We start from the raw sequence: 20535 nt of genomic DNA on the forward strand, positions 1-20535 counted from the left end.
GTGCGGGCTGCTTGTATTTGGCGTCGGTCGGGAATTGCTGAGCAGTTCCGATGGATAAGCCATGCGAGGCGGTCGGCCGGCTGAGTTCCGGCGCCCCCGGTAAAAGTTGGCGCTGCGGCGCGATAAAAGAGATAGTCTCACGAGGATTAACATGCAGGTTTCCATCGAAACAACTTCCGGCCTGGAGCGTCGTTTAACGGTTAATTTGCCGGCGGAAATCGTCGATAAGGAAGTGGATAAGCGCCTCCAGCAGGCTGCCAAGAACGTCCGCGTAAACGGCTTCCGTAAGGGTAAGGTACCGATGAAGGTAGTTCGCCAGCGCTATGGTGCCGGCGTGCGTCAGGAAGTTCTGGGTGAGGTGATGAGCCGCTCTTTTTACGAAGCGGTGCAGAAGGAGCAGGTAAAACCTGCCGGTCAGCCGAGCATTGAGGCCAAGCAGGTCGCGCCCGGTGAGAACCTGGAATATGTCGCTACCTTCGAGGTCTACCCTGAAGTTGAGTTGACCGACCTGGCGGAAATCAAAGTTGAGCGTCCAGTTGCCGAAGTGACCGACAAAGACGTCGACACCATGATTGATGTCCTGCGCAAGCAGCAATCCTCCTGGAAAGAAACCAAGCGCAAGGCGCAAAAGGGCGACCGTGTAACCATCGATTTCGTTGGCCGAAAAGACGGCGAAGAATTTGAAGGTGGCAAGGCTGAATGTCACCAGCTGGTGCTGGGCTCTGGCCAGATGATCCCGGGCTTTGAAGACGGCATCCTGGGTATGAAGCCGGGCGAAGAGCAAGATATCAATGTCACTTTCCCCGAGGACTACCAGGCGGAAGACCTGCGTGGTGCTGAGGTGACCTTCACTATCAAGGTGACCGCGTCCGAGAAGCCTGAGCTGCCTGAACTGAATGAAGAGTTCTTCAAGACCTATGGTGTTGAAGAGGGCGGCGAAGAAAAATTCCGCGAGGAAGTACGTGGCAACATGGAGCGCGAGCTGAAAAATGCAGCGCTGAACAAGGTCAAGACTCAGATCATGGACCAGCTGTTCGAAAAGCATCAGGTCGAGCTGCCCTCCGCACTGGTGGCCGGTGAAGTCCGCGCCCTGCGTGGCCAGATGGTTCAGCAGTTCGGCGGCCAGATAAAAATGGAAGACGCCGAGAGAATGCTGCCGGACACCATGTTTGAAGATCAGGCCAAGCGTCGCGTAGTGCTGGGCCTGGTGGTGGGCGAAATCGTCAAGCAGAACAAGTTGTCCGTTGACGCCGATCGCGTAAAAGCCAAGGTCGAGGAACTGGCTTCTACCTACCAGCAGCCGGAAGAGGTGGTCGAGTACTACTTCAGCAACCGCGAGCTGCTGTCCGGCGTTGAATCTGTAGTGCTGGAAGATCAGGTAGTAGATTTCGTTCTGGAGTCCGCCAAAGTCGAAGAAGTTGCGAGCAGCTACGACGACGTGATCAAGCCTCAGAAGCAGGGCTGATAAAGCTCTGAGCCCTGATGAATGGCGGCCACGATCCAGTGGCTGCCATTCCCTTTCCTCTCTATTTTGCCGGCTGGCTTTCTCGCCCTTGACCGGTTAAGCTCTGGAAGACCGAAATTTCAGCTTGGGCGCATGGCGCTCCGAGGCTGGCCTGCCTAATACACCACAAAAGGAAGCAACGGTATCTATGGCACGTTTTGAATATCCCCGTTCAACGATTGATCCTGCAGCGACTGGCTTGGTGCCTATGGTGGTGGAGCAGACTGCCAGGGGAGAGCGCTCTTTCGATATTTATTCCCGCCTCTTGAAAGAGCGGGTGATTTTCCTGGTCGGTCCGGTTGAAGACCATATGGCCAACCTGGTGGTGGCGCAGTTGCTTTTCCTTGAGGCGGAGAACCCGGACAAGGACATCCACCTTTACATTAATTCACCCGGTGGTTCAGTGACCGCGGGCATGTCGATCTACGACACCATGCAGTTCATCAAGCCGGATGTCAGCACCATGTGCATTGGTCAGGCATGTAGCATGGGGGCCTTCTTGCTGGCGGCTGGCGCCAGTGGCAAGCGATTCGCGACGCCGAATTCGCGCGTGATGATTCACCAGCCCAGCGGCGGTGCGCAGGGGCAGGCGAGCGATATCCATATCCACGCACAGGAAATTCTCAAGATCCGTCAGCGCCTGAATGAGCTGATGGCGCACCACGCCGGACGCCCGGTCGCCGATATCGAGCGCGATACCGAGCGCGATCATTTTCTGAGTGCCGATGAGGCCAAGGAATACGGTCTTGTAGACGATGTGCTCTCGAGCCGACTGGCATTGGGAAAATAGTGCCGTCATAAGCCAATTTTGTGGTCGCCAGTGACATCGCTGGCGGCTTGTCTTCAGGTTTTGGCCCGCCTGGATACAAAGGGCTTGAAAAACCCGCCAAAAGACAGCATCTTGCTATAGAAGCCGATATCCAGGGGCCCGGCAGGCCCATGACCACGGAGTAAATTGATGACCGATCAGAGCAGCGGAGAAGACAACGGCAAACTGCTGTATTGTTCTTTCTGTGGCAAGAGCCAGCAGGAAGTGCGCAAGCTGATCGCTGGGCCGTCCGTCTTTATCTGCGACGAATGTGTCGAGCTGTGCACCGATATTATTCGTGAAGAGGTGCAGGAGACTTCGGAAGGTCCTGAGGGCCGGCTGCCGACTCCCCGTGAAATCACCGAAATCCTCGACCAGTACGTGATTGGTCAGGAGCGCGCCAAGCGCGTACTGGCGGTAGCGGTGTACAACCACTACAAGCGCCTGCGCAGCAAAACCGGCGTCAAGGGCAAAGAAGATGTCGAGCTGAGCAAATCCAACATCCTGCTGGTTGGTCCGACCGGTAGCGGTAAAACACTGCTGGCAGAGACCCTGGCGCGCCTGCTCAATGTGCCCTTTACCATCGCTGACGCGACCACCCTGACCGAGGCCGGTTACGTCGGTGAGGATGTGGAAAATATTATTCAGAAGTTGTTGCAGAAGTGCGACTACGACGTCGAGAAAGCGCAGCAGGGTATCGTCTATATCGACGAGATCGACAAGATTTCGCGCAAGTCCGACAATCCGTCCATCACCCGCGATGTATCCGGTGAGGGCGTGCAACAGGCGCTGCTCAAGCTGATCGAAGGGACCGTGGCGTCCGTTCCGCCTCAGGGGGGGCGTAAGCACCCGCAGCAGGAGTTTCTACAGGTAGATACCTCGAACATTCTGTTTATTTGTGGCGGTGCCTTTGCCGGCCTCGACAAAGTCATTCGCGACCGCTCCGAGAAGGGTGGCATCGGCTTTAGCGCCGAGGTTAAGTCCAAGGACGGCACCAGCAACTTTGGTGAGGTGTTGCGCGACCTGGAACCGGAGGATCTGGTGCGTTACGGCCTGATACCGGAGTTTGTCGGCCGCCTGCCGGTTACTGCAACTCTGGAAGAGCTCGACCGTGCCGCCCTGGTTAAAATTCTGACCGAACCGCGCAATGCGCTGACCAAACAGTACGCCAAGCTGTTCGAAATGGAAGATGTGGAGCTCGATTTCCGCCCGGACGCTCTGGATGCTGTGGCTGCGAAAGCCATGGAGCGCAAGACCGGTGCGCGCGGGTTGCGTTCCATCATGGAGTCCGTGCTGTTGGAAACCATGTACGATATCCCCTCGACTGATAATGTCGCCAAGGTCGTCATTGACGAGGCGGTCATCAAGGGAGAGTCTGCGCCACTGTTAGTTTACGAGAGTGAATCGCAGCCGCAAAAGGCGGCGCCGGAAGAGTAACTCGCGGTGAGTAGCAAAAAAGCCCCAATTTGGGGCTTTTTTTATAGCGGTTGGTAAGGACCTCTCTTGTCGTTGCTTAGAGTCCCATCGACGGCTCCACAACTCTTTTAGCATTTCATCACTGAATTCGGCACAAATTCGCCGTTAGATTAGACTTGTATTCCGGTCACCGCTCCCCCATTAACTAGCAACAGAGGCGGCGGCCACAGCAAGCTGAAATTTCCCACAGCAGCATTGATGCCGCGCCAATTACCCAGTGATCGGGCCGAGAGGAGTTCTATGGACCAGTCATCCGACACCACACTTGAATACCCGCTGTTGCCGTTGCGCGATGTCGTCGTTTATCCCCATATGGTGATTCCGCTGTTTGTCGGCCGGGAGAAATCCATTGACGCGCTGGAAGAGGCGATGCGCAGCGACAAGCAGGTGCTGCTCGTAGCACAGCGCAAGGCATCGGAGGACGATCCTGGCGCCGAAGACATCTATCGCATCGGTACCGTAGCGAGCGTATTGCAACTGCTCAAACTGCCCGATGGCACCGTCAAGGTGTTGGTCGAGGGGAGCCAGCGGGTCAATATCCTCGAGGTTATCGAAGGGGAGGGGCACTATCGGGCTACCGTCGAACCGATGGCCACCGAAGAGTTGCCCGAGGCGGAGGCGGAAGCGCTGGTGCGCTCGGCAATGACCCAGTTTGAACAGTATGTTTCGGTGAGCAAGAAGGTGCCAAACGAGGTAATTACTTCGCTGTCCGGCATTGACGAGCCGGGCCGCCTAGCGGATACCATCGCCGCACATATGTCTCTGGAGCTGCCGCAGAAGCAGGAATTGCTGGAAACGGCCAGTGTGAAGGAGCGCCTCGAGCACCTGCTGGGCTTGATGGACTCGGAAATCGATCTGATCCAGGTCGAGAAGCGTATTCGCGGCCGCGTCAAGAAGCAGATGGAGAAGAGCCAGCGCGAGTACTATTTGAATGAGCAGATGAAGGCCATTCAGAAGGAACTCGGTGAAATTACCGAAGAGCCCAACGAGGTCGAAGAGCTCGAGAAGAAAATTGCCGAATCCGGTATGAGTGCCGAGGCGGAAAAGAAAACTCGCGCGGAACTTGGCAAGTTGAAAATGATGTCGCCGATGTCTGCAGAGGCGTCAGTTCTGCGCAGTTATATCGACTGGATGCTCAGCGTGCCCTGGAAAAAAGCCAGTCGCGTACGTCACGACCTGAAAAAAGCCGAAGAGATTCTCGAGAAGGATCACTACGGTCTGGAGGAGGTCAAAGAGCGAATCCTCGAATACCTGGCCGTGCAGAAACGGGTCAAGAAAGTCAAGGGTCCTATTCTCTGCCTGGTCGGGCCACCGGGGGTTGGTAAGACCTCTCTCGGGCAGTCCATCGCCCGCGCGACCAATCGAAAGTACGTGCGAATGGCGCTCGGTGGTGTGCGGGACGAGGCGGAAATTCGCGGGCATCGCCGCACCTATATCGGTTCGCTGCCAGGCAAACTGATCCAGAAGATTTCAAAGGTCGGCGTCAAGAACCCGCTGTTCCTGCTCGACGAAGTTGACAAGATGGGGATGGATCATCGCGGCGACCCTGCATCTGCCTTGTTGGAGGTGCTGGATCCAGAGCAGAACAAGTCGTTCAACGACCACTATCTGGAAGTGGATTACGACCTCTCGGATGTGATGTTTGTCTGTACGTCGAACTCGATGAATATCCCCGGACCTCTGTTGGACCGGATGGAAGTCATTCGCATACCGGGTTACACCGAAGACGAAAAGCTGAATATTGCCCAGCGCTACCTGGTTCCGAAACAGCGCGCTGCCAATGGGCTCAAGGATGACGAGCTGGTACTTTCGGACCAGACAGTCCGGGATATCGTACGGTATTACACCCGCGAGGCCGGGGTGCGGGGCCTCGACCGGGAGATAGCGAAAATCTGCCGAAAGATCGTCACGGAGCACGTGCGCGAGTCCACCAGTGCCAAGGCGGTGGTTGAGCCCGGCCAATTGGAAGATTTGCTGGGTGTGCGTAAGTTCGATTACGGTCGCGCGGAAGAGGAAAACAAAGTCGGCATCGTCACCGGCCTGGCCTGGACCGAAGTGGGAGGGGAGCTCCTCAGTATCGAGGCCTCCGCGGTTCCCGGTAAGGGGCGCATGATCAAGACCGGCTCACTTGGCGACGTGATGCAGGAGTCTATTCAGGCGGCGCTTACTGTCGTGCGCGCACGTTCGCAGTCCCTCGGTATTGCGCCGGACTTCCATGAGACGCGCGATATTCATATTCATGTGCCCGAGGGCGCTACGCCCAAGGACGGTCCCTCTGCGGGTATAGCCATGTGTACGGCACTGGCATCCGTGCTCACCAATATTCCGGTGCGCTCGGAGGTTGCGATGACCGGAGAAATTACACTGCGCGGAGAAGTTTTGCGAATTGGCGGTCTAAAGGAAAAGCTGCTCGCAGCCCACCGCGGTGGTATCAAAACGGTGCTGATCCCGGCGGACAACGAGCGTGACCTGAAAGATATTCCGGATAATATTCTTCAGGATTTAGCGATCAAACCCGTCAAATGGATTGACCAGGTGCTGGAGTACGCGCTTGAGCAAAAGCCGGAATCCTTGTCCGATGAGGAATACTCCGCGTTGCAAAAGCAGGCGGAGGAGCGTTCGCAGCGCTCGATGCATACTCACTGAGGGGATCGACGAAGTGGCACCGGCGTCCAGCCGGTGCTGTCCGGCTAAAAAGTAATCTTTCCGCAGCGAAAAGCTGTCGGATATTTGTCCAACTGGCCGGAAACCCGCATGGTTCCTTGACCCGCTACCGGGCAGTTGGTATAAATCGGGGCTTATTGCCCGGCGCACAATTCGCCGGCGATTGAAGACTCGAACGCAGCGGTACCCCGGAAGTGGGTGCCCCAACATACCTAAAAAAGAACAGAGGGATTAAGCGTGAATAAGTCCGAACTGATTGAAGCAATTGCCGCATCTGCAGACATTCCGAAAGCAGCTGCCGGCCGTGCTCTGGACGCAATGGTAGAGAGCATTACTAGTGCTCTGAAAAACGGGGATCAGGTTGCTCTGGTTGGTTTCGGTACTTTTGCCGTTAAAGAGCGTGCAGCTCGCACTGGCCGCAATCCGCGTACCGGTGATCCGATTGAAATCGCCGCAGCAAAAATCCCGAACTTCAAAGCTGGTAAAGCTCTGAAGGATGCCGTGAACTAAGGTTTTCGGTGAGTTAAGAAGCCTCGCTTTCTCAAGTCGAAGCTTCGAAGAGGCGTATCTTACGGATGCGCCTTTTTTATTTCGGGCCATCCGTGGCCCTCACCCCTTCGGGGCAGCTGGAGCTGACTAAAATCGCTCCCGGCGATTTTGTGTTTCGGGCCATCCGTGGCCCTCACCCCTTCGGGGCAGCTGGAGCTGATCAAAATCGCTCCGGCGATTTTGTGTATTTGGTAATTATTTTTAGAATTAACTTTCGGAGCTGAGCATGCTTCAGTCCATGCGAGATAACCTGAAAGGCACTGCGGCAATTATTGTTGCGGCCTTTTTCGGTTTCATTATGGTCATTGGCGGGATTGATTTTTTCACCGGTGCCAGTGGAGGTTCCGCTGATGCGGTAGCCGAAATAAACGGCGAGAAAATCAGCAACCTGGATTTACAGCGCGCGATTCAGAATCGTCGCAACATGATCATGAGCCAGTACGGCGAGAATGTCCCCGCAGAACTGTTGAGTGACGAGCAACTTCGCGAGCCGGTTTTGCAGCAACTGATTACCAGCTCGGTGATGCGGCAGGCGGCTCAGGACGGCGGCATGGTGATGAGCGCTGCGGCCGTAGACAGGGAAACGGTGCAAATTCCCGGTTTCCAGATCAACGGCAAGTTTGATCCGCAGGTTTTTCGCGATGCACTGCGCCGGATGGGTTACAGCCCTACCAATTTCCGTCTGATCATGGAGCGGGATCTGACTCTGCAGCAGTATGCCGATAGTGTTAACGACAGCGCTTTTGTCACGCGGGCCGATGCCGAGCAGGTTATGGCGGTTTCCATGGAAGAACGCGACTTCGATTACGCCATATTGCCGGTCCAGGGGCTGCTCGAACAGATGACGGTCAGTGACAGCGAAGTTGAGCAGTACTACCAGGATAACCAGGGGCAGTTCCAGCGCCCCGAGCAGGTTGCTATTCAGTACATCGAACTGAAGCCGGCGTTGTTTGCGGCAAATATCGACGTGTCAGAGCAGGACGTTCGTACTCAATACGAACAGGAAGTTGCCAGCTTTGAGGCGGACATTCGTCGCCATGCGGCCCACATACTGCTGGAAGACGCTAATAAAGATAAGCTGGCAGAGGTTCAGGCCAAGCTTGACGCGGGTGAGGATTTTGCCGAGTTGGCCAAATCCTACTCCGATGACATTGGTTCCCGCGATGAAGGTGGTGACCTCGGTTTCACCAGTGGCGATGTTTTCCCGGAGGAATTCGAGGCAGCCCTGGCATCTCTCGAGGTTGGCCAGGTTTCCGGCCCGGTAAGCACTGAAAGTGGAACCCACTTTATCAAGCTGCTCGAAGTCGAGGACGCCGAGGCTCCGACTTTCGAAGAGCGTAAGGCCGCAATCACCGCACAGCTTCGCAACGCCGAAGCAGAGCGAGAGTTTGTCGGAGCGCTCGGCCGTCTGGCAGACCTCGCCTATAACGCCGACGACCTCGCAGGCCCCGCCGAAGAGTTGGGCGTGCCGCTGCAAACTACGGGCTTGTTCGGCCGCCAGGGTGGCACTGGCATCGCGGCTAATGACAAAGTGGTGGCCGCTGCCTTTGCTCCGGAAGTAAAAGAGGACGGCAATACTTCCGATGTGTTGAACCTCAGCGAGGAGCATTCCGTGGTGCTGCGGGTAACCGAACACAAGCCGGCCGGCACTTATCCTGTTGAAGAAGTTCGCCAGCAGATTGTAGAGCGCATCAAGCGCGAAAAGGCCAGTGCCCAGTTGGCCAGCCGCGCGCAGGAGTTGAAGGCAAAGCTGGAAGCTGGCGGTGACTTTGCCGAGCTGGCAGGGGAGCAGCAACTGACACTGGAGACCAGTGACAAGACTCGCCGGGGTGGTTTCGGTGAGCGCGGTGAGATCATCGAGCAGGCCTTTGCGCTGGCAGCGCCGGAGCGCGGTGATCGGGTGGCCACTTTCGCTACCAGCGATGGTGATCAGGTGGTATTGAAGCTGCGCGACGTCCGTCCGGGTCAACTGGCGCGACAGAGCAAGGAGCAGCGCGAAGCGGTAATGCAGCAACTGGCTTTGGCGAGTGGCAATGCGGAGCTGATGGCAGTGCAAAATTACCTGGCCAGCCAAGCCGATATCAAAATGGGCAAGTCAGAGTAATTGTCGCCTCTTTGAGTTAACAAAAAACCCGGCATAAGCCGGGTTTTTTGTTTTGCTGACAAGCTGGTCCTGTTTGTCTAGCCGCTGGCTGTGGTATCGACGAACAGGGTCAGGCGTTGGCCGGGCTGCAGATAGTTGGACTTGCTGAGCTTGTTCCAGCGCAGAATGTCGTCGATCTCAATACTGAATTTGCTGGCGATCCGGTACAGGGAGTCGCCGTTGCGAACCCGGTAGGACACCTTGCGGGTTGTGCGGCTGTCGCTGCCGCTGTCACCACCGTAGGCGACCAGGGTTTGTCCGGGGCGCAGCGTATCGCCTGCCGCCATACTGTTCCAGCTCGCCAGCTGGCGCACGCTGACCTTCAGGTTACGTGCAATCCCCCAAAGGGTATCGCCGGGGCGGACGGTGTAACTGGTTTTTTGCCCATCGCCGGAAGACTGGCGGCGCTTGACGCGCTCATCCACGGCATAGGCGTATTGCCCGGTCGGTCCGGAGGCGCTCGGGATCAACAGTGTTTTGCCCGCGCGGATATTGTTGCCGCGCAGCTTGTTGGCTTCCCGAATTGCCGCCACGGTCGTCTCGTAGCGACGGGCGATGGTGGACAGGGTATCACCTCGGGCGATCTTGTAGCGCTGCCAGGTGACGCGCTGCTCTTTGGGCAGCTCCGCCAGGCCCGTTTCGAAGACTTCCTGCTTGTCCACCGGAATCAGCAGACGGTGATTGCCGTTGGGGTCCGTGGCCCAACGATTGAAGCCTGGATTGAGCAGGTAGAGTTCTTCGATTTCGATATCGGCAAGACTCGCGGCCTGTGACAAATCAATCTGACTGCCCACATCCACCGACGCGTAGTAGGGCTCGTTAGCCACGTCGTGCAACGGAATCCGGTAGTAATCCGGGCGGGATATCACTTCGGCCAGTGCCAGCAGTTGCGGGACATAGCGCTGGGTTTCTCGGGGCAGCTTCAGGTCCCAGAAGCTGGTGCCGAGACCGCGACGCCGGTTGCGCTCGATGGCCCGGCGCACTGTACCCTCACCGGCGTTGTAGGCTGCGAGCGTCAGCTCCCAGTCGCCGCCGAAACGTTCCGACAGGTAGGTGAAGTACTTGACGGCCGCACGGGTTGACTGGTCGACGTCGCGTCGCCCGTCGTACCACCAGTTCTGCTCCAGGCCGAATGAGCGTCCCGTTGCAGGGATAAACTGCCACATTCCGGACGCGCGGGCATGAGAGTAGGCAAAGGGGTCGTAAGCGCTCTCTACGATTGGCAGCAGGGCCAGCTCGAGGGGCAGGTTGGCCTGTTCCAGTTCCTCGGCCACGTGGAAGATGTAGCGGCGCGAGCGCTCGGTCACGCGGGCCATGTAGCCCTCGTTGCGCGAAAAATAGGCAATATAGTCTTTGACTTTGGGGGCGTCGACATTGCGGTCGAGGCGGAAGCCGCGGCGCAGTCGATCCCAGATATCCACTGGAGGTAGTGCCTTCTCCGCCGGCTGTATGCTGTCAGTACTGGTGCCAGACACCGCGACGGTGTCTTCCCCCTGCAGGTTGTGCTTTTCGGGCGCAATGCTGTTGTCTGGCATCTGCGCACAAGCCCCCACTGCCGCAGCGAGGACTGCTACGGCAAATTTCTTGTGAACCATGCTTGGTATCCGCGAGTCGTTCTTTTAGTTTCCGGGCTCAGGATACGCAGTCGCGTTTATCTTGTACTACACCTGAGCTTTCGTTCGTAATTGTCTGATTCTAAAGAGTGAAATTAGTTTCGGTCAATCAAAACGGCGAGTTTTTGCACAGGTTGTCGGCAATATCACCGGATTGGGGCCTTATTGGTCGAGCCAGTACTTCAGAATTCGTCCTTCCAGCGCCTAAGTCTAGCGAACACCTCCACCTCATCGGAGTCCCCATTTGCGCCATTGGCGCCGTGATTTGCTGCTCGTCGGGCCACCGCGGGAATGTGGCAGCGCAGGAATGGATTTGTGGCTAATTCTTCGCCAATTGTCGAGGGCAGCGTGGGGCGATTGTCGGCGCGCAGGGCCTGGCTGGTCGCGATGCGGCTTTTGACGGCGGCGTTGCCCGGCTCGGCGGTCTCGGCAAAACGCAGGTTTGCCAGGGTATATTCATGGGCGCAATACACGCGGGTCTCCGGTGGCAGCGCGCTCAGCTTGGCCAGGGAATTGTGCATCTGCGCGGGCGTGCCTTCAAAGAGACGACCGCAGCCGGCGGCGAAGAGGGTGTCGCCGCAAAATAGGTGGAGCTGTGGTGTGCCGTTGTCGGTGCCTTCTTCGAGTACCAGTGCCAGGTGGTCGAGAGTATGGCCTGGAACATCCATGACCCGCATCGGCAGGCCGAGAATTTCGTAGCTCTCACCCGCCGCCAACGGGTTGGTGACGCCGTCAATGGTCCCCGGCCCGTAAACTGGACAGGCGTAGCGCTCGCGCAGCTTGGCGATCCCGCCGGTGTGGTCCAGGTGGTGGTGGGTAATGAGGATCCCGCCGAGCGGTTTGTCGCCCAGGGCTTCAAACACCGGTTTGGCGTCGCCCGGGTCCACTACCCAGTGCGCGCCATCTCGTTCGAGATGCCAGATATAGTTGTCGCTGAAGGCTGGAATCGGCGAGATTGAGAGCATTTTAGTGGCCCGTTGGTCTGGAAGTTGGAACGATATCATGTAAGGTAGTTTGCGCTGAATCACCTGTGGGCCCGTTGTGATGGTGCGCGCTGCGAGCGAGACAGAGTCGCGCAATTTGGCGCCTCTTAAGTTTTTTATTGTTCAGGTGGGGTTGTGGGTGAAATATCGGTCTCTTCGGGTGATATTTCACTAAAATCGGGTGTTTATGGCACCACACACGGTCGGACGGACCCAGCAACGGTCGGAGACACCATGGCGAAGAAATCCAATTCGGACAATCGCGCAGAAATGCCATCATTGGCAAAATCCTGCGCCGCACTGTCTCACTGGTTCTCCAGTGGCCTGGGCCAGGAAATTCTGTCCCAGCAACTGGCGCTGACACAGCCGCTGGTCGAAAAAATGTTCGGTTACCACTTGATGCAGGCAGGGGTCACCAGCGACGTTGACTTCGCCGCTTGCAGCCGGATTAACCATCGGTTTCGCCTCAGTGCCAGCAGTGAGCAGGACTGCGCCGCGCAGGTCGAATTTGGCCAGTTGCCATTGCCGTCGGAATCTATTGACGTGGTCCTGCTTCACCATCTGCAGGACTTTGCCTCTCATCCGCACCAGGTATTGCGGGAAGCCGCGCGAGTGCTGATACCCGGGGGGCACCTGTTGCTGATCGGATTCAATCCGTTTTCGTTGCTGGGGCTATCACGGCTGCTGTTCTCCAGCAGCGCTTACCAGCGCGGCAACCAATTGCGTGCGGCGCGCGTTGCGGACTGGATGAACCTGCTGGACCTGCAGGCCAACACCATTGAGCGCGGCTTCTTCCGCCTGCCTTTGCAGCAGCGCGAACTGCTGGCGAAGACAGCGTGGATGGAGCGGCTCGGCACCCGCTGGCAGTTGCCTTGGGGGGGCTTTTACATCATAGTCGCGCGCAAAGAAGTGGCGCGTATGCGCACGATCAAGATCAATTGGCGTGGTGATCAGAAACCGGCGCTAACCGCGGTGCCTTCGAGTCCGCGCGTCGCCGCGCGCGGACGCCATCAAAAGCGCTGACTTGCCGGTGATGCTGGCGCGGACAGTGCACGCAGTGATTAAAAAGTAGTCAATTTGAAACAAGTGACCATTTATACCGATGGCGCCTGCCGCGGTAATCCGGGGCCCGGGGGCTGGGGCGCATTGCTGGTCTACGGCGATGTGAAGAAAGAGCTGTTTGGCGGTGAAACCCATACGACGAACAATCGCATGGAGCTGCTGGCCGCGATCAGGGCTCTCGAGGCCCTGAAACAGCCGTGTCGGGTCGACCTGCACACGGATTCCCAGTATCTGCGCCAGGGCATTACCAGCTGGATCAACAACTGGAAGAAGAACGGTTGGAAGACCGCCAACAAGAAACCGGTGAAAAATGCCGATCTGTGGCGCGCGCTGGACGACGGTATCGCCGGTCACGAGGTGCACTGGCACTGGGTCAAGGGTCATGCCGGTCACCCCGGCAATGAGCGTGCCGACCAGCTGGCCAACCGCGGCATTGATGAACATAGGGGTTGAAGGGGGAGAAGTAGATGCGTCAGGTTGTACTGGATACCGAGACCACGGGCCTGGACCCGAAAAGTGGGCACCGCATTATTGAGATCGGTTGCGTCGAGCTGGTCAATCGCAAGCTCACTGGACGCCATTACCACCAATATATCAATCCCGAGCGGGAGGTCGATGATGGCGCGATCGAGGTGCACGGCATCACGAACGAATTCTTGGTCGACAAGCCGGTTTTTGCGCAGGTTGCCGACGATTTCATGACATTTTGTGAGGGGGCAGAGCTCGTCATTCACAACGCTCCCTTCGATGTCGGCTTTATCAATTGGGAACTGAAACTGCTCGGCAGTCCACGCTGGCAGAATGTGGCGGCGCATTGCGGTGTATTGGATACCCTGGCGCTGGCGCGGGAGAAGCATCCGGGGCAGAAGAACAACCTGGATGCTCTGTGTAAGCGCTACTTTGTCGATAACTCCCAGCGCGATTTGCACGGCGCACTGCTGGATGCCGAGATCCTCGCTGATGTCTACCTGATGATGACCGGCGGCCAGACGGATCTGGCGCTGGCCCAGGGTGGTGAGCAGCAATCGGGTACAGAAGAGGGTGGCGCTGAGGGGCGTGATGCGGCCTCCGGTGCTGTCCGCAGGTTGGCTTCCGATCGTGCACCCTTGACGGTATTACAGGCTTCCGCAGAAGAGGTGGAGGCACACCAGTCGATGCTGGCATTGCTGGAAAAGTCGGCCGGCAAACACTTCTGGTGAGTCTACCCGGTTTTGCCTGCGGCCTATCGAGTTGCCGTTATTGCCGGGAAGCAGGTGTCAGCAGAGCAGTGTCTGCACCAGAGTAGCTCGGCGACGAAGGCGGAACCCACTCTGGAGCTGTTCCGCCGCTATCGACTCCGCTCAGTTTAGATCGCGTAAATGACGCAGATGAGTGCCACTATGCTGAGTACCACGGTATAGGGCAGGGCCATCAGTACCATGCGACCGTAAGACAAGCGGATCAGTGGTGCTAGCGCCGAAGTCAGCAGGAACAGGAAGGCCGCCTGGCCGTTTGGTGTGGCCACGCTCGGCAGGTTGGTGCCGGTGTTAATCGCAATCGCCAGTGCGTCGAAGTGCTCGCGGGTAATTTCGCCGGCGGTAAGCGCAGCTTTCACTTCATTGATGTACACCGTGGCGACAAATACATTATCGCTGATCATCGACAGCAGGCCGTTGGCGAGAAACAGCATGCCCGGCTGCTGTTCCGGTTCCAGATCCAGTACGAAACGGGTGACTGGCTCAAACAGATGCTGCTGGTGAATCACCGCGACAATGGCAAAGAAAACTACCAGTAGCGCGGTAAAGGGTAGGGCTTCTTCAAATGCATGCCCGATACGGGCTTCCTGAATCACACCGTTGAACGATGTCAGCAGCACGATAATCATCAGGCCTATAATACCCACCTCGGCGACGTGAAACGCCAGCGCCAGTACCAGCAATACGGCCACGATTCCCTGGATCCACAGCGCCGCCACATCAGTTGAAGTGCGTTTCTTCTCTTCTTCCTGTGAGAAATTCACCAGTACTTCGCGCACGGCGCTGGGCAGCTTGGCGCCGTAACCAAACATCCTGGTTTTCTCCAGCAACATGCAGGTCAGCAGGCCGGCAAAGAGTGTAGGTATGGTCACGGGAGCCATGTTCAGGAAAAACTGTACGAATTCCCATCCCGCTTTTTCCGCAATCAGCAGGTTTTGTGGTTCACCCACCAAGGTGCATACCCCGCCCAGTGCTGTGCCGACGGCGCCGTGCATGATCAGGCTGCGCAAATAGGCCCGGAACTGGTCGAGGTCCTCGCGGTGGTACTCCACAACATGCTCGTCGCTGGAATGGTCGTGGTCGTGGTGGTGCGGCTGGTTGGAGGCTACCCGGTGGTAGACGGAGTAGAAACCCACGGCAACCGCGATCAATACTGCGGTCACCGTAAGGGCGTCGAGAAACGCCGACAGAACCGCCGAGACGGCACAGAAAAGTAACGACAGTAGCGTCTTGGAATTTACGTTGATCAGAATTTTGGTGAAAACGAAAAGCAACAGGCTTTTCATAAAGTAGATGCCTGCCACCATGAACATCAGTAGCAGGATTACCTCGATGTTTTCCACTACTTCGTGATAGACGGCATCTGTACTGGTCATGCCCATCAGCACCGCCTCGATGGCCAGCAGGCCGCCGGGCTGGAGCGGGTAGCACTTGAGTGCCATGGCGAGGGTGAAAATAAACTCAGCGATCAATACCCAGCCGGTGATGAAGGGGCCGCTGACGTAGAGCAGCAGTGGGTTGATGATCAAAAACGCAGCTATGGCCAGTTTGTACCAGTCCGGCGCCTCCCCCAGGAAGTTGTCGGTAAAGGCGCGGCCAAAACCGCTGCCGGAAGCCGTGAGCGCGTTATTGTAAGTATTCATTAATTACTTCCTTGGTTAACCGTCAGGTTGTAGCGGTTTCGGGGCGCAGACTGGCCCTCTGGTTCCCGCGGCACCGTATTGCAGGAGGCCGGCTGGCGGAGCCTTAGAATCTGGCGCAGCGCTGGCCTTGCCACACTTATTATCAGTTCGAACGGCTGGTTTCGCCGAAGCAAACGCTACTCAGCGTTGCGGCAAAATTCAAGTGGTTTGACCAATATTCAACTTCTCCCGGCAGAATTGTCGATTGTTCGATGGAATTTGGCTGTGGAAAGGTGGACTCTTGGCGGGTTTGGTATAAATTGCCGTCTACTAACCCGATTCATTGCGGTTGGTCGAGTTTTGTACAGTGAATATAAGAGTGCAGCGGTGTAGTCAGTGACTGAATTGCGCGATATCAATATAACTTCTGTCAATGTGGTCAAGGATGAGCTGGTAGTCGCCATAGACGGCGCCGCAGCCTATCTCGACCAGTTTGCAGCAGACAACAACAACCAGCAGGCCCTGGAGCAGTGCCTCGCCGCGCTGCGCCAGGTCAGCGGCGTGCTGCAGATGGTTCAGCTCCACGCCGGGGATTTGTTGGCCCAGGAGATGCTGAGCGCGCTTGCGGATCTGCAGCAGGGGCGCCAGGAAGCCACCATTGACCTGATGGAGGGCTTGGGGTCCGGCTTCTACGTACTGACCCGTTATCTCGACTTCGTTCAGAACCGAGGCACGGCCCGTCCCGAATTACTGATTCCCTACATCAATACCCTGCGTGCGGCGCGCTCGCAGGCACCGGTGCCGGAAAGCCATTTCTTCCGCTGCCGTCTCGATGCGAGTGTCCCCGGGGCAGTTTCTGCGGCGGTCATGTCCGAGGATCTGCGGAATTTTGTCCGCCGCTTCCGTCATATGTATCAGGTGGGACTGTTGGCCCTGTTGAAGGGTAAACCGAGCAAGCCCGCCTACACGATGATGGCGCGGGCACTGCAGCGCGTCGCCAGTGTCTCCGCCGGGCGACCAAATGGCCGGCTGTGGGCCGTGGCCGGTGCCGCACTCGGCGGAATGGCCTCAGCGGAGATGCAGGTCAATCGCTCGCGGGTCATGGTGTTCAGCATGTTCGACCGGCGGTTGCGTGCGCTGCAGAAAGACGGCGATGCGGCTCTGGATCAGCCGGCACCGCCAGTGTTGCTGAAGGAGTGCCTCTACTGGCTCGCCCTGTCTTCACCCGCGGGTCACGGCACCAAGCTGTTGGAGGCCTTCTCCGTGCGTCCTCTCGGCTACAGCGAGGCGGAGCTCGAACGTGAACGAGCCAGCCTGGGCGGGCCGGGTGCGACCGCCATCAACGCTGTGGCGGGGGCCCTGGATGAGGAATTGTCCGGTGTGCGCCGCATGCTGGACGATGTCGAACTGATCGGCGCCTCCGGCCTGGATGAAGAGGATGGCCTGCTGGGAACCCTGCAGCGGGTTGCCAGTACCCTGCAGTTACTGAATTTCAAGCGGGTCGGCGAGGGACTGCGCGGCGCCGTGCAGGAGTATCGAACCGCTGCCGGGGCCGGTGGCTCTGTGGCGGACGCCGCGCTGCAAAAGCTGACGGGTCAGGTCCTGATGGTGGACAGCACCATTCGCGCGCTGCGCCAGAGTTCGTCCATCGACCTGGACGAATTCGGGCACGCGGACGTCGCTCTGGAGCACAGTCAGCTCGCGGAGGCAGAGGTTGCGGTACTGAAGGAAGCTGAAGCGGGTCTGTCGCTGATAAAGCGCGCCCTGGCTTCTTATGCCGATTCGGGATTCGATCACGGCCACATCCGCAATGTCGCCACTACGCTCAACTCTGTACGCGGTGGGCTTATCGTGCTCAACCTGCGCCGTGCGGCCGCGGTCGTGGAGCGATTGGTCGATTTTGTGGAGACCGTTATGGAGCACCACGATTCGGCCCCGGCCGTCGAACAGTCCCTGGATATCTTTGCCGATGCGATCATCAGCCTCGAGTATTACCTCGGCGAGGTGAAGCTGCATCGCAAGGCGGACATACAGTCGCTGAATCTGGCCGTCGAAAGTCTCGAAGCCCTCGGTTACCCCGTTGAGGTGGCTTGAGCGGGAGGCTGCCTTGACACATATCTTCGTACCAGCCGCCAGCGCGCGGCCCGCGCCGGACTTCGCCTGCCATATTCTGATCGCAGATGGACTATTGCTCTGTCGAGGCGAGCAGTTTCTGCACGGCGGAGAAGTGGTGATTGCCGGGCTGATCAGCAGCAGTCACTATCTGGGGGAACTGGACGGTCGCCCTTGTGGCGTACACCAGCTCTCGCAGCCGGTGGATGTGCCGGGTTGCGAATGGCGCAGTTTGCGCAGCCTGTTGGTGAGCGTGGAAGAGCCGCTCTTTGCTTTGGCCGGGCGCGCCACGCAGGTGGTCAACTGGGACAGCGAGCACCGTTTCTGCGGCCGCTGCGGCTGTGCCACGGAACAGCACCCCAGCGACCGTGCCCGGGTCTGTCCCTCCTGTCACTTCACGGTATATCCACGCATTTCCCCCTGTGTCATCATGTTGGTCACGCGCGGCGACGAGTGCCTGCTGGCGCGGCACACCCACCATCGCCATGCCATGTACACCGCATTGGCCGGATTTATCGAGCCGGGAGAAAATGCGGAACAGGCCCTCGCGCGCGAAGTGCGCGAGGAGGTGGGGCTGGAGGTCGGTGAGGCACGCTATATCGGCAGCCAGTCCTGGCCGTTTCCGGGGCAGCTGATGCTGGGTTACCTGGCGGAGTGGGCCGGTGGAGACCTGGCGCCCGACCGCGAGGAAATCGCCGAGGCTGCCTGGTTTCACTACAGTGACCTGCCGGAGATTCCGCCGCAGCAGACACTGTCGGGACAGCTGATTCGCAAATTCGCAGAACTGGCGGCGCGCAGGGCTCGCTGCTAGGCCGTTGAAGATTTCGACCGCTGTAAATATACGGAGCTCGATAGAAAATGTATATCGCCATTACTTTCCTGATTGCAATACTGGCCCTGCTGCTGGTCTTCTGGGGCGGTAGAGTACTGCTGGGTGGCAGCTGGGTTTTGGGTTTCGTCCGCGGCACCATCGGGCTGATCTTGCTCGGTGGGGCACTGTTGATCGTATTGGTGGCGGCGGACGTGTACAGCTATCGAAACCTCGCCGAGGAGCACAGCGTTGGCACCGTGTCTTTCAAGAGGCTCGGAGACCAGTATTTCGAGGCCAAATTTTCCGATGCGGACGGCTTGGCGCAGAGCTTCGAATTGCACGGGGATCAGTGGCAGCTTGACGCCCGCATGCTGAAGTGGAAAGGACCGCTGGCGCGCTGGGGAATTCAGCCGGCCTACCGCCTGGATCGTCTCAGTGGCCGCTACCTTACCCTGCAGGACGAGCGCTCCAAGGAGCGTTCGGTGCACCAGCTGATTGGCAGTAATTACGGTGTGGATGTCTGGCAGTCACTGCGTGGATTCGATAAGAAACTTTCCTTCGTTGATGCGGTTTACGGCAGTGCTACTTTCCTGCCGATGGAGGATGGTGCCGTTTACGAAGTGCGTATCAGTCACACGGGCCTGTTGGCGCGGCCACTCAACAAGCAGGCGACTTCCGCGCTGAATGAGTGGCAGTAAAAAATGGACAATCGATTTTTGCACGGTAGCAATCTGGAGTATTAGTGGAATTTCTCAGTGAATACGGCCTGTTTCTGGCCAAAGTCGTGACTATTGTTGTGGCCCTGCTGGTCGTTGTCGGATTTGTTGTTGCCAACCGCGAGCATCTGAAAGAACGCGTTCAGGGACATATCAGTGTCACTCGCCTCAACGATCGTTACGAGCAGTTCAAGGAGAGGTTGCTCGAGGCGGTCATGGACAAGCACGAATTTTCCCGGCGCAGGAAACAGATCGCCAAGGAAAAGAAAGCTGAAGAAAAAGCGCTGGCCAAGAAGCACAAGTCGGAGCTGAAGAAAAAGCCGCGCGAGAAGGTACAGCACGCCGGCCTGGAGAGCACGGAAACGCCGCTGCCCGAACAGGGCGAGGCCGACGCCGAGGCGGGTGAGCAGCACTCTCCCGCCGTTATCACGCAAAAGCCGGAAGGCGAGCGCAAACGCATCTTCGTGATGCATTTTGATGGCGATATCAAGGCCAGTGCACTGTCACAGTTGCGTGAAGAGGTGACCGCTGTCCTGCAGGTGGCCGAGCCGGGCGATGAAGTGGTCGTGTGCCTGGAGAGCCCGGGCGGCATGGTGGCCAACTACGGCCTGGCAGCGAGCCAGCTGGCGCGGGTGCGGGGTGCCGGTATTCAGCTGACGATTGCCGTCGACAAGGTAGCCGCCAGTGGCGGTTATATGATGGCCTGTGTTGCAGACCGTATTCTCGCCGCACCCTTCGCCATGCTCGGCTCCATTGGTGTGCTGGCGCAGTTGCCCAATTTCAATCGCCTGCTCAAGCGTCACGATGTGGATTTCGAGCTGTTCACCGCCGGCGAGTACAAGCGCACCGTAACCATGTTCGGCGAGAATACCGCCGAGGGGCGGGAAAAATTCCAGAGTGACCTGGATGAAATTCACGCGCTTTTCCAGCATTTCGTGGCTGAGTACCGGCCGAAGCTGGATATTGCCAAGGTGGCAACCGGCGAGGTCTGGTTCGGCCAGCGCGCACTGGATCTCGGTCTCGTAGACGAACTGAAGACCTCCGACGAATACCTGACCCATTGTGCGGCGAATGCGGACCTTTACCAGGTCGAATACAAAGAGAAAAAGAACATTGCCAAGAAGATGGGCCTCGCCGCCCAGTCGGGCGTGGAATCCGCGCTGATGCGCTTGTTCACACGGCTGTCCGCCTGGCGCCACCAGGCGCAGTAAGCGAGACACTGCGATGCCCACGGGGT

General features: G+C 57.9%; 16 protein-coding genes. 13 read left to right on the top strand and 3 right to left on the bottom strand.

Annotation, left to right across the window (positions count from 1 at the left end; translation table 11 throughout):
- Positions 1–151 precede the first annotated feature (151 nt).
- The 6 genes from tig (at position 152) to BUC36_RS16045 (ending at position 9105) form a co-directional block, all read left to right on the top strand.
- Positions 152–1465 carry a trigger factor gene (gene tig / locus BUC36_RS16015; protein WP_073277051.1) on the top strand — a complete coding sequence of 438 codons (1314 nt, stop codon included), beginning with the start codon at positions 152–154 and terminating at the stop codon, positions 1463–1465.
- A gap of 187 nt (positions 1466–1652) precedes the next feature.
- Positions 1653–2294, top strand: a complete 642-nt coding sequence (gene clpP, locus BUC36_RS16020; protein ID WP_073277053.1) for an ATP-dependent Clp endopeptidase proteolytic subunit ClpP — start codon at positions 1653–1655, stop codon at positions 2292–2294.
- Positions 2295–2462: 168 nt separating this feature from the next.
- On the top strand, positions 2463–3749 hold the full coding sequence (gene clpX, locus BUC36_RS16025; RefSeq protein ID WP_073277055.1) for an ATP-dependent Clp protease ATP-binding subunit ClpX: 1287 nt from the start codon (positions 2463–2465) through the stop codon (positions 3747–3749).
- A gap of 279 nt (positions 3750–4028) precedes the next feature.
- On the top strand, positions 4029–6434 hold the full coding sequence (gene lon / locus BUC36_RS16030) for an endopeptidase La (RefSeq protein ID WP_073277057.1): 2406 nt from the start codon (positions 4029–4031) through the stop codon (positions 6432–6434).
- Positions 6435–6689: 255 nt separating this feature from the next.
- Positions 6690–6962: an HU family DNA-binding protein gene (locus BUC36_RS16035; RefSeq protein ID WP_073277058.1), complete on the top strand. Its 273-nt coding sequence runs from the start codon at positions 6690–6692 to the stop codon at positions 6960–6962.
- A 265-nt stretch (positions 6963–7227) separates the two neighbouring features.
- Positions 7228–9105, top strand: a complete 1878-nt coding sequence (locus BUC36_RS16045; protein ID WP_073277061.1) for a SurA N-terminal domain-containing protein — start codon at positions 7228–7230, stop codon at positions 9103–9105.
- 77 nt (positions 9106–9182) lie between these two features.
- Here the strand turns inward: BUC36_RS16045 and BUC36_RS16050 are convergent, their stop codons facing one another.
- The gene (locus BUC36_RS16050; protein ID WP_073277063.1) at positions 9183–10739 is read right to left on the bottom strand and encodes a LysM peptidoglycan-binding domain-containing protein; all 1557 of its coding nucleotides are present in this window, start codon (positions 10737–10739) and stop codon (positions 9183–9185) included.
- Positions 10740–10939: 200 nt separating this feature from the next.
- Positions 10940–11836, bottom strand: a complete 897-nt coding sequence (gene gloB, locus BUC36_RS16055) for a hydroxyacylglutathione hydrolase (RefSeq protein ID WP_327049695.1) — start codon at positions 11834–11836, stop codon at positions 10940–10942.
- 138 nt (positions 11837–11974) lie between these two features.
- On the opposite strand from gloB, the gene BUC36_RS16060 reads away from it, so the two are divergent.
- Genes BUC36_RS16060 through dnaQ form a run of 3 tightly spaced genes read left to right on the top strand, consistent with a single transcriptional unit; the run spans position 11975 to position 14001 of the window.
- Positions 11975–12763 carry a class I SAM-dependent methyltransferase gene (locus BUC36_RS16060; protein ID WP_073277067.1) on the top strand — a complete coding sequence of 263 codons (789 nt, stop codon included), beginning with the start codon at positions 11975–11977 and terminating at the stop codon, positions 12761–12763.
- Between the two features lie 54 nt (positions 12764–12817).
- Complete coding sequence (gene rnhA, locus BUC36_RS16065; protein WP_073277069.1) at positions 12818–13255, top strand: ribonuclease HI; 438 nt, start codon at positions 12818–12820, stop codon at positions 13253–13255.
- 14 nt (positions 13256–13269) lie between these two features.
- Positions 13270–14001, top strand: a complete 732-nt coding sequence (dnaQ, locus tag BUC36_RS16070; protein WP_073277071.1) for a DNA polymerase III subunit epsilon — start codon at positions 13270–13272, stop codon at positions 13999–14001.
- 146 nt (positions 14002–14147) lie between these two features.
- Here the strand turns inward: dnaQ and nhaB are convergent, their stop codons facing one another.
- The gene (gene nhaB, locus BUC36_RS16075; RefSeq protein WP_073277073.1) at positions 14148–15680 is read right to left on the bottom strand and encodes a sodium/proton antiporter NhaB; all 1533 of its coding nucleotides are present in this window, start codon (positions 15678–15680) and stop codon (positions 14148–14150) included.
- Between the two features lie 375 nt (positions 15681–16055).
- On the opposite strand from nhaB, the gene BUC36_RS16080 reads away from it, so the two are divergent.
- From BUC36_RS16080 to sohB, 4 genes are read left to right on the top strand one after another with little or no spacing between them, the layout of a single operon-like run.
- Complete coding sequence (locus tag BUC36_RS16080) at positions 16056–17753, top strand: FimL-related protein (protein WP_073277075.1); 1698 nt, start codon at positions 16056–16058, stop codon at positions 17751–17753.
- A gap of 13 nt (positions 17754–17766) precedes the next feature.
- On the top strand, positions 17767–18582 hold the full coding sequence (gene nudC, locus BUC36_RS16085) for an NAD(+) diphosphatase (protein WP_073277077.1): 816 nt from the start codon (positions 17767–17769) through the stop codon (positions 18580–18582).
- 47 nt (positions 18583–18629) lie between these two features.
- Positions 18630–19280: a cation/multidrug efflux pump gene (locus BUC36_RS16090; protein ID WP_073277078.1), complete on the top strand. Its 651-nt coding sequence runs from the start codon at positions 18630–18632 to the stop codon at positions 19278–19280.
- A gap of 44 nt (positions 19281–19324) precedes the next feature.
- Complete coding sequence (gene sohB, locus BUC36_RS16095) at positions 19325–20509, top strand: protease SohB (RefSeq protein ID WP_073277079.1); 1185 nt, start codon at positions 19325–19327, stop codon at positions 20507–20509.
- Positions 20510–20535: the final 26 nt, after the last annotated feature.

It is taken from the genome of Microbulbifer donghaiensis, assembly GCF_900129095.1.
In the GTDB taxonomy this organism is placed as follows: Bacteria; Pseudomonadota; Gammaproteobacteria; order Pseudomonadales; family Cellvibrionaceae; genus Microbulbifer; species Microbulbifer donghaiensis.

Coding starts and splice junctions, on each gene's coding strand:
- BUC36_RS16090 (WP_073277078.1), top strand. CDS start 18,630: ATGTATATCGCCATTACTTTCCTGATTGCAATACTGGCCCTGCTGCTG.
- dnaQ (WP_073277071.1), top strand. CDS start 13,270: ATGCGTCAGGTTGTACTGGATACCGAGACCACGGGCCTGGACCCGAAA.
- lon (WP_073277057.1), top strand. CDS start 4,029: ATGGACCAGTCATCCGACACCACACTTGAATACCCGCTGTTGCCGTTG.
- BUC36_RS16060 (WP_073277067.1), top strand. CDS start 11,975: ATGGCGAAGAAATCCAATTCGGACAATCGCGCAGAAATGCCATCATTG.
- clpP (WP_073277053.1), top strand. CDS start 1,653: ATGGCACGTTTTGAATATCCCCGTTCAACGATTGATCCTGCAGCGACT.
- tig (WP_073277051.1), top strand. CDS start 152: ATGCAGGTTTCCATCGAAACAACTTCCGGCCTGGAGCGTCGTTTAACG.
- BUC36_RS16050 (WP_073277063.1), bottom strand. CDS start 10,739: ATGGTTCACAAGAAATTTGCCGTAGCAGTCCTCGCTGCGGCAGTGGGG.
- clpX (WP_073277055.1), top strand. CDS start 2,463: ATGACCGATCAGAGCAGCGGAGAAGACAACGGCAAACTGCTGTATTGT.
- BUC36_RS16045 (WP_073277061.1), top strand. CDS start 7,228: ATGCTTCAGTCCATGCGAGATAACCTGAAAGGCACTGCGGCAATTATT.
- nhaB (WP_073277073.1), bottom strand. CDS start 15,680: ATGAATACTTACAATAACGCGCTCACGGCTTCCGGCAGCGGTTTTGGC.